This window comes from Gemmata sp. SH-PL17, assembly GCF_001610855.1.
Taxonomy (GTDB): Bacteria; Planctomycetota; Planctomycetia; order Gemmatales; family Gemmataceae; genus Gemmata; species Gemmata massiliana.
Genome location: NZ_CP011271.1, coordinates 8,570,240 through 8,585,236 on the forward strand (window position 1 = coordinate 8,570,240; position 14,997 = coordinate 8,585,236).

Consider the following 14,997-nt stretch of genomic DNA (forward strand, 5'->3'; position numbering starts at 1 on the left):
CGCAGAGTGTGGCGCTTTACATTGATGACGCTCACCCGCGGGGTCAGCGCCACGAGCTGCGGCGATACGCCGCGGAAGGTTAATGCCCCACGAAGTTAGTCTTCGGCGCAACACCCCGCCCCGTGCCCCCCGTGGGGAGGGCGGAGTTTGCGCCTCACGGCAAGAAAGTGGTCTCGCGGGTGGGCACTTTGCTTATTCCTTCACTTCGCGCCGCTCTTGTTTCAGTTTGTTTTCGGTCATCCGCACGTAACGCAGGTATTCGTCTCGTGTCAGTAGACCGTCGCCGTTGAGGTCCATTTCGTTGAACAGGGCGATGGGGCGGCTGTCCTTGCGCCACTCGAAGAGCGCGATCTGACCGTCCTTGTCGGTATCGAGCGTGGCGAACCACTCCGGTAGCCCCGCACCCGGTTTCGGCTTACCTTCCGGTCCGCGGGCTTGCGGGTTTTCGTTCGCTTTGGCCGCAGCCGAGAGCTGGTCCGCTTTGAACGTTACTTTGCGCTGGAAGTATCCGCGGTACTCTTCCTTTGTGATGCGCCCGTTCCCGTCCGCGTCGGCGTGATCTTTTTCGTCCTTCAATCCCGATGTCAGTTCCTCGGGTTCCAATTCACCGTTGCCGTTGCGGTCCAGCACGCGGAACACTTTGTCCGCATCCTCGACTGGGTCGCCCCCAGTGCCCGCCTGCGCCGTGTCCTTCATGAGACGCTTCGCGTATCTCGTGAACTCCTCGCGCGTGATCGACGGCACTGGGCCGAGTTCCAGGCGCTGAACCACCCGGTCGAACAGATCCGCGAGCCCGGGAGAGGCCGAGTCGCGGTGCCACTGTTCGCCCTTACCAATGAGCAGCACGAACCACGTCGCGTATTCTTCTTCGGTGTTCGCGTTCATCACCTTACCGGGGAACGCGGACTCCAGTTCCTTGAGCCAGACGGTGCGGTCGTTCTTGGCGTTCTTCAGTACCCGCTCGGCGCAGCGTGCGACGGTCTTTTCTTCAAACTGTTCCTGGTCCTCCGCGGCGTTGCAATTGGCCGCGCAGTACGCAAGGAGGCACACGAGTGGTATGGAGAAAAGGTAGGCAGTGTGGGGCATACCCGACCTCGAAACGTGGCGATGCGGTGGGAGAGCAGGCGGCGGGCGGTGGTGGGCCGTTTGGCAGGATGTATGAGAAGTCTACACCTCCCCAATGGAATTGTCACGTGCCGATCGTTTCGGCGACTCAATTTTGCCCGTTATGCAGTCGGGGACAGGCTTTGCACTTCGGAACTCATGTTCGTGGCACACGTCGGACAGACGCCGTGCGTCAGGGTCGCGTGCGAGTGCTTGGAGAGGTACGATTCCAGCTTGTTCCACATGCCGTCCACGTCGCGGATGCACTTACACCAGGCACAGATCGCGAGCATTCCCCGGAGTTCCTTCACCTCGGTGAGCGCGGCTTGCAGTTCGGCGTTCTTTTCGCGTAACCGGCCTTCAATCGCGCCTTGTCGGAACTCTGCGCGTCTCAATGCGGTCAGGGACGTGAGTACGACCGTGTCGGTAATGAGCACGGGTACCAGAATCGTGATCGGTGGTACGGTGGAGGTTAGCGCCTGGGTGCTGAACAGGACGAACCCGACCATGAGCTCCAGAACGAGTGCACTGATCCCAGCCTGGACCCCGAACGCCCAAACTGCCCCAGCTACCAACACGATGGACGCTGACATCGCGCTGGGGACGTCGGTCAGGACCGCGACGGACACGCCACTCAGGTAGAACGCGACCGCGGCGGCGAACACACGAACGCGGGTGCGGGAAGTGGTATTTGGCATCGGAGGGCCGAGGGCTTATCGCTCGCGCGTGGGCGAAAAAAGTAGGCCGGTCCCCAAAAAGGGTCCCGCTTCGGTGGCAGTGCCGGGAATATAGAACTGAATCTAATCGTTCGCAACGAATTGAGATTTTACTTTCACGAACCCGGGCGCGAGATCAGTTACCGAACAACCGGCGCCACCACGCGCGCCGGTCGAGGACCGGGGATGGCTGGGACAATGCTTCCGATACGACGGGCGCGACGCCCAGTTCGGCGTTCTCCCCGCGCCAGTCGGCGAACACCAACCGAGCGGTAACGTCGGTCGGGTTCGCGCGAATGGCCGCTCGGAATGCAGCCCGGTCGGACATGGGATCACCGGAGCGAATCGAGGATCTCCATCCGCATCGCCGAGAGAGCCGGGACGAGCCCGCCGAGTCGCCCCATCACGAGCGTGAACAACATCCCGGCGGCAAGGATCTGGTAGTCCACGACCATCTTGAGAGTGACGCTCTTACCGCCCCCCTGACCACCCGAAAGTGTACTCGCAGCCTCGAAGCCGTTAGCGAAGTAGCCGAGCGCGCACCCCACCATACCGCCGACGAACGCGATCGCCAGTGACTCGATCATGAACGAGATGAGGATCTGCCAGCGCTTGAACCCGAGGATGCGCAACACGCCGACTTCCTTGATGCGGGCCGCGATCGAAGCGAACATCGTGTTCATCACGCCGAAGATCCCGCCGACCGCCATCACCCCGGCCAGGAACACGATCCACGTTAGGAACGTCTCGTTGGTTTTGGTCAGCTCGTTGTAATAGTCCGTTTCGGCGAACGCCTTCAAGTTCGCTTGCGTGTACCCGCGATTGAGGTAGTCGGAGACGGCGCGGGCCGCGGTCGCGTTGTCGTCGGCCGTGCGCAGTACGAGCGTGGTGTACCGGTTCTTCTTACCCGCCGCGTGGACCGCGAGATTGTTGTCGCTCACCCACACTTCGGACCCGAACGTCGTCCCCTCGGACTTCATCACCCCGGTCACGACCCACTGTTGGTCGGCCAACTCGAACGTGTCGCCCGGTCCCAATTTTGGCTTGCCGGCGTCGGCGCCGAGGGTGCCCGCCGCCCCGCCGCCGAGCACGCACGGCAGGTACTTGCCCCCGGATTCCTGGTGAACGCCGTTGCCCGCGAACCACTTCCCGCCCGGCTCCAATTCCATGTTGTGAACCGCAGCCGCGATCTGCGGGTCGCGCAGCGCGCGCACCTGGAGGAACCGACGCCGGGCCGTCTCGCCCGGTTTCGACGGCACCGCCTGGTTCATCACCATGTACGATTCGAGGCTCGCGAGGTAGACCGCGCCCTTCACCTCCAGTGGGGCGCCGACCGGCAACCGGTCTAGCGCGCCGTCGGGACCGCGGACCGCCCGTGCGACGGCGTATTTTGCTCCGTTCGCGGCCGTCACTTCGACCCGTTCCACGTTGTCCGCCGCGGCCCGTTCCAGGTTGCTGAACAGTTCGTCCGTTGAACCCTCGGCCAGCACCATCACGTTCCCCGGCACGCCGGTGCTCTCGTTCAGCTTGTACATGCCGTTGACGAACGCGAGCAGCACGACCACGAGCGCGACGACCACGGTAAACGCCACGGCAGTGAGTGCCGTGTCCCGCCTCCGTACCCACAGGTAGCGGAAGTTGTAGGCCAGCGGCACGCGGCCGATGAGCAGCAACAGGATCAGGTCGGTCGCGTAGACCAAGAGGAACACGAACGGCCAGTGCTGGATCAGCGCGGGCGGCAGGATGGCCCAGATGGGGCGCGCGAGCCAGGGGGACAGTTTCGGGTCGAGCCGCACCTTCATATGGAGCGATGTCAGCGCCCGTTCGTCGATGTCGCGTTGGGCCGCTGTGACCTCGGCCTCGTCTTCCGGGGTCCAGAGCGCGGTGGTCTGACTCCGGGCGGCCCGGTCGCGTGCGCGCTCCAGCGCGGCCTTTTTATCGAGCAGTTCCTGCGAGCTGAGCCACGAATCTTCAGGCTGCACACCGGCCATCGCGCGCTCGGGCAACAGATCGATGGTCGATGTTCCGAGCACCTTCTTCGCCAGCACGCCGAGCTGTCCCCCCGTGGGGAGTGGGAGTTGGGTGACGACCTCGACCGCGAACGCGAACAGCGCGACGAGGACCGCGGTTCCGGCGCACGCGGCGAACGCGCGGCGCGCGGTCCGGCGCCACCACGACCGCGCCGGGCGCACGGTGTCGCTGAGAACCGCCTCGCTCGGCGCGACTAGTGGCAGCGCGGCCAGTAGTGCGGCGAGCGGGAGCAGCGAGAATCCGACGACGAACAGCGTCCCGATAAGGGAGTAGATGCCCCGCTCGAACTGGAACCGCAACTTAACGGCGCGCTCGAACGCGGGAGGCGCGGTTCGCAGGTTCGAGAACGACCGGAAAAACAGCCAATCGAACAAAATCGTCGGGGCCAACAGAACCTGCGCAGCCCCGAGCACGCCCCGGAACAGTGCTCCTATCACCGCCCCGAACGTGAGCGGGTCGAACTTCGGTGGCTCCTTGAACGGCGGGAACCCCTTAAACGCGAACGTGGCCGCCTGCCCGGTGAGCACCAGGAGCCAGAACCCGGCGAACCCGAACAGGAGCACGGCGCGCAACAACTCGCTCCCACCGGCGCGCCGTGGCACCAGCAGGAACCGGAACGGGCGCAACAGGGCGAGCGGGACGAGCAGCCCCGCGACCGTCTGTGCGAGCGCGTAAACCGGGTTCGGCCCGTCTTTCGGGGGCGCGAGCAGTTCGACTTTCGTTGCGGTACCGGGCATCGGTTCGGTTCCTGGCGATCAATTTTTCGGTACGACGACTCAAGCCACTCGCGCGAACACTTCGGCCACCTTCACGTTCTTGGCGCTCAGCGCCGGCCCGATGCTGCCGAGTACGGAAACGACCACGCCCAGCAGCGGCCCGAGTACCAGCGCCTGCCACGGTACGATGAACGCACCGAAGAACGCGATCTGGAGCTTCAGGTTCCCGATCCCGAACCAGGACAGGAACGCGGCCATCCCGCCGGCCAACAGGCCCACGAGCACCGCTTCGCCCAGGACGAGGGCGAGCACGTGCCGGGGCTGGAACCCCAGCACCTTCAGAACGGCCATCTCGGTGCGGCGCTCGCGCACCCCGATGCTGATCGCGTTGGCGATCACCAGGCACATGATTGCCACCATCGCGGGCGTGAGGATGTACTTCATGCCGAAGAAGATGTCCTTGTAGGCGTCCAACCACGACCCGATCCCGCTCGACGCGGTTTCCATCTTCAGCGCCGGGCTGTTGAACGGGGACGTCCGTCGCTCCTGGCCGGGGGCCGGGTTCGCCGGCGGGTCCACCATCCGGTTGAGCACGTCGAACGCCTTCCGGTTGGGCAGTTTCACCCAGATCAGGTTCACCGCCTTGTCCTGCATGGCGTAGTCCGCCGGCTTGTCCTTGAGGAGCTTCTCCAGGTAGGCCTTGTTCATGAACCCGACGCCCTCGTACTTCCCGTCCGGGATGACGCCGATGATGTCGAATTTGAACTCCATCTTCGGGAAGTTCAGCCCGGTCAACTTGATCTCCTGGCCGACCTCTTTATTCAGTTTCTTCAGGCGCGACTTGCTCACGATGATGGCCTGTTCGTTAGCCATCATCGCCTTGACCCCGGCCTCCAACTGCGCCTTCTCGTCCCCCGTCAGGTCGTCCAGTCCGTCCATCATGGTCAGGATCTTTTCCGGCTCCAGGCAGAACATGAACAGCACGTTGTCCGGGCGCATGTTCTTGGGGTCGGTGGTTCCGCCGACGAAGGACCAACTGATAATGTCCTGGTCGCGCACCGCCAGGGGCGGTTCCCCCGGGTACTCTTTCGCGTACTCTTTGGGTAGTTCATCGAGCGCGAGCCGCTTGAACTCCGTGTAGTGCTTCGGCGGCATTTGGCTGGGGATCACCGTCTTGTGCGTGAGGATCGCCTTGAAGTTGGCTTCCTTCTCGGTCGTCACGGTGTCGATGAACGTGAGGATCGTGTACAGGAACACGAGCACGGTGGTGAGGACGAACAGCGCGAGGTACGTGAGCGAGGTGCGCAGCGGACTGCGGCGCAGCCCGCGGAACATGATGAGCACCAGTTTGGGAATGAACATCCCGGTCGCCCCGGCGACCACTCGTGCGCCCTGTTCGATCCCGAACAGCACGAGGAAGAATACCGGTAGGGTGACGGCCCCGATGAGCAGCGCCAGCGTGATCAGCCCGGCGAGCAGCGTCAACAGGTAACCGGAGAGCATGACGATCGACGGGTCGAACCCGGCCGGACCCATCATCTCCTGGGGCATACCGTACATGGCAACCTCGAGTCCGAATTCCAAGTGAACGCACCGGGCCGAAGGGCTTCGTTGTTAGCCCGGCCCGGAACTACACAGCGGCGGTGTCCAGTACCAGTTGGCCCTTCTCCAGGTGGAGCGTGCGCTGGGCACGGGCCGCGGCCTTCGGGTCGTGCGTCACCATGATGATGGTTTTGCCCAACTGGGAGCGGAGAACCTCCATCAAATTGAGGATCTCGTCCGCGCTCTTGGTATCGAGGTCGCCGGTCGGTTCGTCGGCGACGATCAGCGTCGGGTCGGTGACCATCGCCCGCGCGATGCCGACGCGCTGCTGCTGACCACCGGAGAGTTGCCCCGGTCGGTGGTCCATGCGGTTCGTTAGCCCGACCAGACTGAGGGCGTTTTCCACCTGCTTCCGTCGCTGCTCTTTCGTCAGGTCGAGCAGCAACAGTGGCAGCTCGACGTTCTCGTAAGCCGTGAGAACCGGGAGCAGGTAGTAGAACTGGAACACGAACCCCACGTGCCGCGTGCGCCAGCGCGCGAGTTCGCTCTCGGACATCTCCGAGATCACGTTCTCGCCGACGGTGATGCTCCCGTCGGTCGGCTGGTCGAGCCCCGCAATGAGGTTCAGCAGCGTCGTCTTCCCGCTCCCGGACGGCCCCATGAGCGAGAGGAACTCGGCCTCGCCCACGTCGAGCGTCAGGTCGCGGAGCACGTGAATCGATTCGGTGCCGCGGGTGAACGACTTGTGCAGATCGCGAACCTGAACGATGGCACGGGACATACTTTCCCCAATGATGGAAGGGGTGAACGGGTGACGGGGTGAACGGGTGACAGAGGCACAGACTTAGGGCACTGCGGTGCGCGCCGTCTTTTCACCCCTTCACCCGTTCGCCCCTTCACCCCCACTATTTACGAGCCGTTTCGTCGCCCCACGGCAGGTCTTTGTTGGGGTCGAACGTGAACGGCGTGTTGTACACGGTCGCGGTAATGCTCATCTTCGGCTTCAGGAACTCGCCCTGCTGTTCGCCCTTCTTCAGGTAAGCGCGAATGCGGACCTTCACCACGTTCTTGGTGTCGTCGGCGATCGGCATGACGCGGTCCACCACGCCGCGGTACTCGCGGCTCGGGTCGGCGTCGGCCTGGAGCTTGCACGCCTGCCCCGATTTGAGGCGCATGATCTGGCGCTCGGGCACATCAATTTCCACTTCGAGTTTCGAGAGGTCCGCGATCAAGCAGATCCCGGCCGCGACGTTGAACGAGTTCGGGCTGACGAGCGCTCCCTTGTCCGCGGATTTCGTGAGAATGGTGCCGTCGATGGGCGCGGTAACGACGCAGTTCTCGACGAGGCGCTGGGCCTCGGCGCAGCGCGCTTTTGCCGCACCCAGGTCGGCGGTCGCGGCCTTTGTGCTCGCGACCGCGGTTTTTACTTCGGCTTCGGCCGCTTCGACCTCGCGCTTCGCGGCCTCGATGTCTGCGGTCGCAGCGATCTTGTCCGCGTCGGCCGCTTGCTTGTCCGCGTCGAACCTCTGGTAATCGAGCAGAGCGATCGAGCCGGTCGCCCGCTGTTGCCGGGCCTGGTCGAAGTCTTTCCCGGCGCGCTCCTGCATCGCGGTCGCGCGAGTACCGCGGGCCTCGGCCGCCGCGAGCGCGGACTTTGCTTTCGCGACTTTTGCCGCGACCGACGTTTGCGAGGCTTGGGCGCGAGTGACCTGGGCTTCGGCCGCGGCCACCGACGCGACCTCGGTGTTGAGTCGGTTCACGTACAGGTGGTCGAGCAGGGTCGCGATCTTGTCGCCCCTCTTCACCCGTTTGCCCTCGGCGAAGAAGATCTCGGTGATCTCGGCCGCCACGTCGCGCGGGCTAACGGTGATCTGGAGCGAGGGGATCACGTTCCCCTTGAGTTGCGTCACCAACTCGCCCTCGGCGACCGCGGACGGCCCGGCCGGTTGTGGGGTGCTGGTGTTACTCGCTGCGGGCGCGGTGCCTTGCGGGGCACCTGCAGCGTCGTCCGTTTTCTGGCCCGCGTTCTTGTAAGACCGAACGCCGACCCCGGCCCAGGTGATGGCCAGCAGCCCGCACAGCACCCACGGGAGCAACGCGCCCCCGCCGCCGCGCGAGGTCTTGCCCGCACCGAGCTGGCCGTCGAGCCGGAGCTGTTGCACGCGGTTGACGAGGTCGCCGTTCGTTGAGGCGCCCAACCGGGGTTCGCTCGAAATCGCCATTATTAGCCCTCATTCCCGGCGGGGCCGGGGGCGGGATCGGGTAAACCGACAGTTTGTCCGAATAGCGGGGCCAGGAGCTTCACGACCGCGCCGAACATCTCTTCGCGGTCGAACGCTTCCGGGTCCATCATCAGTTGCACGTCCAACCCGTGAAACAGAGCTTGAATCAGGGAGGCGATCACGCGGGGCGAGGTCGCGTGGGGTTCCGGGATGCTCCCGGCCACGTCCGCCGCGATGAACGACCGCCACTCCGAGTACCATTGCGAGAGCCGCTTCCGGTAGTCCTCGCGGTGTCCCATCTGTGCCAGAAACGTGAACAGCAGACTGAGAAGGTCGCGCGCCGCGGGCGTCGGCCACGGCGGTTCGAGGTGCTTCTTCAGCCCGTGTTGCACGAACTCCCACGCGCGCCCGGTCATCGGCTTCGGGCCGTCGGCGAGTCGGGCCTCGCGGATCATCCGCCGTAACATCCGGTCGTACACGGACAGGAGGATCGATTCCTTCGTCGGGAAGTAGTACGTCAGTTGCCCGCGACTCATCCCGGCGAGGTCTTCGATCTTCTTGAGCGAGAGTTCCTGAATGCCGTGCCCCGCGATGATCGTTTCGGCCGCGTCCAGGATCTGTTCGCGGCGCGCGATCGCGATGTCCGACAGTCCGACCGCCGGGTCGACGAGTCCGGGGATCTTGCGCTCGTGTTCCCCCTCACACGGATTCGTTGCTCGCGCTGATTCATCCATCAGAAAATGCGAATCGCACCCCAAACAATATTGGCGCCTGAACTTCGGTCAAGAACAGGGCGTCGTAGACCAGTCGGTCTAGTGTTTGGGTTTGATCGTAGACCGACCGGTCTACGGCGTCAAGAGCACTCTGAAGCGAATTTTCTCCCTTGCTGACGTCCACCAGCTTACCCACGTTTCCGTCGGTGAGTTTCGTGAATGGGGCAAGTGAGCGCCTTCAGGGAAATCGGCTCAAACGGCATGATCGTTCCGTCCGATGAAACCGGAACTGGTGCGGTTCGGCTGGAGGGGGCATGCGAGTTGTGTGGGGAGTGTGCGCGGGCGTACTCGGCTTTTGTGCCGGGTGCCACACTCATGCGCCCGCTCCAACGCGACAACCGATCCCGACCGTGACCCCGGTTGCCGTAGAACTCCCACGCACCCAGCCGACCAGTCTCGAACCCGATTTAACGCGGCTCGCGAAAACACCTGAGAAACCGGTGAGTTTGCCGACCGACCGGACTTACCGACAAGTAACGGAAGCGGCGTGTCAGGCGCTCGTCACGCAAAACGCCCCGCTCGCGAACGCTCTGGACGATGAGGGGCGCGTGCCGGCGAATTGCGCGACCGCAGTCGATCAGCTTCAGCAAACGGTGCGGTACTTCGCAGCGCTGGAATTGCGGAACCGTGCTGCGGCCGATGGGCTGGAACGCTTCCACCAACTCGCCGGAGCCGAAACGCAGGCCGAGCTTCTCCGCGAGTCGTTTCCCATCGTGGACGACGCGCTCAAGAGAGCAAAGGCCGCTCGCGCTGCGAGTGTACGGTTCCCGCTCGATCCTGTGGATTTGGAGCGCCAGCGCACGCAGATGCTCGCGCAACTGGAGCAGGCCGAAGCCGGGAGCGAATTACTCAACATTGATCTGAAGCGCCGACTCGGGTTACTGCCCTCACACGAGCGCCTATGGCCGAGTGGTGATCTCGGGGTTATCGCTGACGCCGTGGACACAGAACAAGCAGTGAACGCGGCTCTGGCTGATCGACCGGAATTGCGCGGGCTGCGTGCGCTTCAGGCGGGGCTGTCGCCCGACACGCTCCCCGTCGCGCGTCAGCGGTTGCGTGAGGCGAACCCGTTGCTTGGCGCTTCTCCGCCGCCCGTCCGTGGACTTGCGCGATTCCTGCGCCACACGCGCGGTCCCGATGCCGAAGCGCTCGCGGAATTGGCCGTTCGGAAGGGGCAACTGGCGAACCTGATCGAAACCCGTGAACGCGCCGTCGCGGATGAAGCCCGCGCCGCAGTGGTGAGCCTGAACGCTCAGACGCGCCGCGTACAACTGGCACGCGACCGGCTCGATTCGTGGACCGCGTCTCGGGTGGACGCGATCAAGAAGCGCGATGCGAACCAGCCGGGGGCAGAGTTCCTCGTCCCGCAGGTTACGCTGGAGTGGCTGAAGGCACGAGCCGAGGTCGCCGCGGAAGTAACCGCGTGGCACCAGGCTCGTGTGCGCTTGAAGGCCGCCCAGGGTTGGTTCGCGTGGGAAGGCGTGGGCGACCCGAGAAAGTAGTGGCGCTGGACCGGAAGCGGCGTTAACGGTTCCGCCAGTAGAACTCCTCACCCTGTTGAAAGCGACAGGGCGCGCCCGTTGTGCAGAGCCGACCGGAACGAGCCTGCTTGCTCGGCAGGTCGGATTCTTTGATGCCACTCTTATCAAGCACGACCAGGAACTCTTTCCATTTCATGAAGTGCCCCTGGCCACGAACGAGTTTCCGGATGTCTGCCGGGGACCACGCCCACTTGGTGTCCACCGACCACTTGAAGCCGTGGTAGCCACCGGCGTGAAGGACGCGGGAGACGATCGTCGAGCAGTTCTGCCGGAGCGCGTGGTACTTCGTTCCTTTCTCGGAGAACGTGTTCGAGATCTCCTTCCACGCCGCCCGCATGTTGTTTTCTTGCTGCGGGTTAGTGTCTAGCCGGATGACGTGGTCCGGCAGATACTTCTCGCTCACGATGTCCTGGATGAAGAACTGCTCGGACAACCCCTCTTTGGAAAGTGCGGTCGGGACGAGCGTTTTCAGGGCAATGCCGAAGCCCGAGAATTTCTGCGCCGACTGCGGCCACCAACTGACGTAACACTTCTCTCCGCCGCGCTTGTCTCGGATTTGGAATTTGTCCCCGATGTTCATGGCCGCGTGGCCGGACCACGTTTTACCGCTCACGGCCTTGTGACCGACCGTGTTATTCTCCCACAAAATCACATACGTCGGCATGGGCGAGTCTCATTAGGACGGGTTAGCATCAACGACAAATGTTCACCGCCGCGCCGGGCGTTTCTTTTGGGGCCTTGCCCCGCCGCAAACGATAGCGAGTATTGGTTGGGCGGCTGGTGAGCGTAGAGTTACGAAGCACTTACGCTCGGCCACGACAATTTCTTGCAGCGAGAGCCGAGATTCGCAGCCTTTGGATTAGTAGTCGGACTTGTCGAGGCGATCCACCGGCGGCTTGTCGTCGGGTTCGTTCTTCTTGATTTGGTTGGCGGTCCAGAGGATCTGGCGCGCGAGGCCGTGTAGAATCTTGACTTCTTGCGGCGTGGGCAGCGATCGGCCGATCAGTTGACGCAGCGCGTGCATCAGCGAATCGCCTTTCTCGCCGAACAGGTACCCTATCTCTGTGAGCGCTTCGCGCAGGTGCTCGAACATCCGGTTCTGGTCCACGAACGGCGCGACCGACCGCTCCGGTACTTCGGGCCTACCGCGTGCGTCGTTTACCGACTTCGACCACGCTTTTCGCAACTCGTAGCAGCAAATCGCGACCGCTTGAGCCAGATTCAAGGAGCCGAAGGTTGAATCGGATGGGATGGTCACCATCCCGTGACACAGCCCGATTTCTTCGTTACTCAGGCCGTGCGGTTCCGGGCCGAAGACGATAGCGACCGGTCCCATTTCGGCCGACGCGAGTAACTCCGGCATCTTCTCGGCCGCGGTACCGATGGTGCCGGAACGAAACACGCCTGCGGTCATCGACGACGTGGCGAGACTGAACACGCAGTCCGCGAGGGCCGTGCCGATGTCGGGCACGACGCGGGCCGCGTCCAGCACCCCGAGACCGTGTGTCGCCATTCGGCGCGCATCGAGATCGTTGGTGGAGGCGTAGGGGGCGACAAGCACCAGGTCGGAAAGTCCGAAGTTCCGCATCACGCGCGCGGTCGCGCCGAGGTTGCCCGCGTAGTGCGGGCGCACGAGAACAATTCGACAGCGAGAAAGAAGGTCCATCATCCAGTGATTTTAGCTGCTCGTGCGATTTGGCCCGTCAGAATCTCGCTCTCCAGGCCGGTAACCCACGCGGTCGCTTCGGGGGCCGGCTTCGGTTCCGGGCGGTTGTATTTGAACAAGATCGGCATGAGAGCGAACATAGTGACGAGCGTACCAACGACGGTGAACCCGAGCGCGTGCGCGAACGCGAACCGCAGGACCGGCCACGTGACCACGAGCCACATCAGGAGCAGCGAAATGTTCAACAACAGCGCGACGAACAGTGTCTTGGTGCTGGGCACGAACAGCGTCCCCATCTGGTTCGCGTTGACGTACCGGTCGCCGTTCACTTCGACGAACTGCCGCTCGGTGGTGTAGGTCTTCATTTTGGTTTTGGAGTTCTCCTGCACCTTGGCGTCGTAGCGCACCGGTCCTGGATCTTTCGCGGTTTTGACGAGGACCGCGCCGGTCATGTAATCCCCGCTGGTCAATATGAAATTCTTGTTGGTGCCTTCCTCCACGAACGATGCTCCTTTCCCACCCGCGGAGCGTTTGAACTTCACGATCGTTTCGGTTTCTTTCCCGTCCGCCTCGGTCTTGAACTTACCTCCAACCACCGGCCAGCGCACAGCTTCAAATTCGGTGAACTCGGTTGTCTCGTATGCGGAGAAGTTGAAGAACGTCTCGTACTGCCCGGGGCGGTTCTTATCGATGTACGTCCACAGTGTGAGGAACCCGCCGAGGAGCAACCCGCCGGCCAGTGCGCGGAGCGGCAGGCGCGGAGCGGCTTCCTGGTACATGTAGCTCTGCGCCACGATCGTACCGCCCAGGAACAGCGCGGTAAGCCCCACCGTCAGCAGCGCGAACACGAGCAGCAAAGTCACGAGAGCCTCGTCCGCAAGTTGGGAAGGGTGAAATGGGGCGAAAGCCGATTCTGTCTTATTGAGGAGGTCCGTCGCTCGCCTCTACCACCTTGCAAGTCTTCCGTTCCTCAAACCGACGACGAACACGGTATCTGCGGAGAATGGGCGGGGCAAGGGGGTTGGCGTTGCATCGTACCCGCCGAGCGGTATAAGACCGCCGACGAATGGCCCGCGCCTCACCCGCAACCGAGGTGCCCGTGACCGGCGGATTACTCGCACTCGCACTCCTCTGCCCCACCGCCGAGCCGCCCGTTTCGGGTCTGGCGAAGGGGGACGAACTCACGTTCATAGGCACCGTGGAAGAAGCGGTCGAGCGCACGGGTTCGAGGTTCCGGCGCTCGCAGAAGCTCGAAATTCGTGTCCTTGTGCTCGAAAAGAGAGACACCTGGACCGACGTCGCCGTACTCACGCTTCTCCGCCGTAAGGACGACGCGGTGACCGGCGCGGTGGGCGCAGTAACCGGCGCCGGTGTTGAGAAAAACACTCCGCCTGGAGTGCGCCTCGATCTGCTCCGCGTTCACGCGGACGGGAGCACGCACCACCTGCACCCCGTTGGCCCGCCGCCACTCACGATCGATTCCAAGACGCCCGCTCGCACACTCCCGCCGATTTCACTTGATACATTCTCACACTTTGAGTTCGGCATGTTCTCGCCGCGTGCGCCGCGATCCGCGCCGGACAAGCCCTGGACGGTCGCGTCTACGGACCCGAATCGCCCCGCGGAAACGTGGCAGGCCCAGGGGATGGATTCCGTTACCGGCGAACAGTGCGCGCTGCTCGTGATGAACCAGCAGCACGCGAACTGGGTGAAGCCCATCGGCGGTCGGTCCGCGTGGCTCCGAGCGGACGCGGTGTGGGTGTCCGCACTCGATGGTACCGCGCGCAAGGTCCACCGGGTCATTAAGCACCGCGACGGGTTGTCCACGGACCTCGCGGCGTGGGTCGAGATCAAGTACGAACTGAAGGACAAAACTGCCGTCATTGGCCGCACGTTCGACCGCTACCGGCGCGACGTGGAGACCGCGTTTGCAGCGAGTGCCGACCTCACTCCGTTCCTCGCGGACGCTGTCAAGCACGGCCCGAAGTTCTTCGAGAAGCGCGCGGACAAGCTCGAACTGTACCTCGCCGAGTCCGACGTCAGCAGCCCGTACCGTGAAGCCGTTCTCGCCGTACACCGGCAACTCGAGGCTGCGAGCCGCGGGGAGTCCGTTGCCCCGCCGCCTCTCCTGGGCGGGCGCAAGCGCCCCGCGTGGCCCGAACCGAATCAGCCCGCGCCCGACTTCACCGCGGGCACGTTCCGCTTATCGGAAAACCGCGGAAAACCGGTGCTCCTGGTGTTCTTCAAACCCGGGAGCGAAACGACCGACCTCGCGCTCGCGATCGCCGATGCCGTTCACGAAAAGTACGCGGGCCGGGTCGCGGTACTGCCGCTCGCGGTGTGGGGCGATTCGGGCGCGGTTCAGAAGGACCGCGAGCGGCGAAAGCTCACCGTGCCGGTTTTCGACGGCACCCAGGCCGAAACCGCTTATGGCGTTGAATCCGTGCCGCGTTTCGCGGTAATTGATGGCTCCGGTGTGGTGAAGTGGACCTTCGCCGGTGTGGGTGCCGAGACCGGGGCGGCCGCCAAGTCGCAGTTGGATCGCCTGTTCGCCCAGCCTTCTCCAGACGGTGCCGTCGGAACAATCCGCGCCGCCGGAACCGGAAGTGCAACAACTCCCGCGCGACCGTGATTGTCTCGCGAAGCGCGCGGGCGGTACGATGCGTTGATGGAATGAGTGCCTTTG

General features: G+C 63.7%; 13 protein-coding genes. 2 read left to right on the forward strand and 11 right to left on the reverse strand.

The window, feature by feature from the left end:
* Positions 1-192: 192 nt before the first annotated feature.
* From VT84_RS35645 to VT84_RS35680, 8 genes are all read right to left on the reverse strand, one after another.
* A complete protein-coding gene (locus tag VT84_RS35645) occupies positions 193-1,086 on the reverse strand; it encodes an EF-hand domain-containing protein (RefSeq protein WP_082842868.1) in 894 nt (297 codons plus the stop codon).
* A gap of 140 nt (positions 1,087-1,226) precedes the next feature.
* Positions 1,227-1,802, reverse strand: a complete 576-nt coding sequence (locus VT84_RS35650) for a hypothetical protein (protein WP_157470199.1) — start codon at positions 1,800-1,802, stop codon at positions 1,227-1,229.
* Between the two features lie 154 nt (positions 1,803-1,956).
* Entirely contained in the window at positions 1,957-2,148 is a 192-nt protein-coding gene (locus VT84_RS35655) for a TIGR02996 domain-containing protein (protein ID WP_052550118.1), read from the reverse strand.
* 4 nt (positions 2,149-2,152) lie between these two features.
* Positions 2,153-4,588: an ABC transporter permease gene (locus VT84_RS35660; protein WP_052550116.1), complete on the reverse strand. Its 2,436-nt coding sequence runs from the start codon at positions 4,586-4,588 to the stop codon at positions 2,153-2,155.
* A gap of 39 nt (positions 4,589-4,627) precedes the next feature.
* A complete protein-coding gene (locus VT84_RS35665; RefSeq protein WP_157470201.1) occupies positions 4,628-6,127 on the reverse strand; it encodes an ABC transporter permease in 1,500 nt (499 codons plus the stop codon).
* Between the two features lie 70 nt (positions 6,128-6,197).
* The gene (locus VT84_RS35670; RefSeq protein ID WP_082842870.1) at positions 6,198-6,890 is read right to left on the reverse strand and encodes an ABC transporter ATP-binding protein; all 693 of its coding nucleotides are present in this window, start codon (positions 6,888-6,890) and stop codon (positions 6,198-6,200) included.
* A 124-nt stretch (positions 6,891-7,014) separates the two neighbouring features.
* Entirely contained in the window at positions 7,015-8,331 is a 1,317-nt protein-coding gene (locus tag VT84_RS35675) for an HlyD family secretion protein (RefSeq protein ID WP_082842871.1), read from the reverse strand.
* 2 nt (positions 8,332-8,333) lie between these two features.
* Positions 8,334-9,065: a TetR/AcrR family transcriptional regulator gene (locus VT84_RS35680; RefSeq protein ID WP_082842872.1), complete on the reverse strand. Its 732-nt coding sequence runs from the start codon at positions 9,063-9,065 to the stop codon at positions 8,334-8,336.
* A gap of 479 nt (positions 9,066-9,544) precedes the next feature.
* Here VT84_RS35680 and VT84_RS35685 point away from each other — a divergent pair, with 479 nt between their 5' ends.
* The gene (locus VT84_RS35685; RefSeq protein ID WP_157470203.1) at positions 9,545-10,606 is read left to right on the forward strand and encodes a hypothetical protein; all 1,062 of its coding nucleotides are present in this window, start codon (positions 9,545-9,547) and stop codon (positions 10,604-10,606) included.
* 22 nt (positions 10,607-10,628) lie between these two features.
* On the opposite strand, the gene VT84_RS35690 is transcribed toward VT84_RS35685, so the two are convergent.
* The 3 genes from VT84_RS35690 to VT84_RS35700 all read right to left on the reverse strand — a co-directional run bounded on the left by VT84_RS35690 (position 10,629) and on the right by VT84_RS35700 (position 13,174).
* Positions 10,629-11,309: a hypothetical protein gene (locus VT84_RS35690; protein ID WP_082842874.1), complete on the reverse strand. Its 681-nt coding sequence runs from the start codon at positions 11,307-11,309 to the stop codon at positions 10,629-10,631.
* A 195-nt stretch (positions 11,310-11,504) separates the two neighbouring features.
* Positions 11,505-12,314 carry an RNA methyltransferase gene (locus VT84_RS35695; RefSeq protein ID WP_082842875.1) on the reverse strand — a complete coding sequence of 270 codons (810 nt, stop codon included), beginning with the start codon at positions 12,312-12,314 and terminating at the stop codon, positions 11,505-11,507.
* Positions 12,311-13,174, reverse strand: a complete 864-nt coding sequence (locus VT84_RS35700) for a hypothetical protein (RefSeq protein WP_082842876.1) — start codon at positions 13,172-13,174, stop codon at positions 12,311-12,313. Before VT84_RS35700 ends, VT84_RS35695 begins: the two co-directional genes overlap by 4 nt.
* Before the next feature lie 236 nt (positions 13,175-13,410).
* On the opposite strand from VT84_RS35700, the gene VT84_RS35705 reads away from it, so the two are divergent.
* A complete protein-coding gene (locus VT84_RS35705) occupies positions 13,411-14,943 on the forward strand; it encodes a TlpA family protein disulfide reductase (RefSeq protein ID WP_162271955.1) in 1,533 nt (510 codons plus the stop codon).
* Positions 14,944-14,997 lie beyond the last annotated feature (54 nt).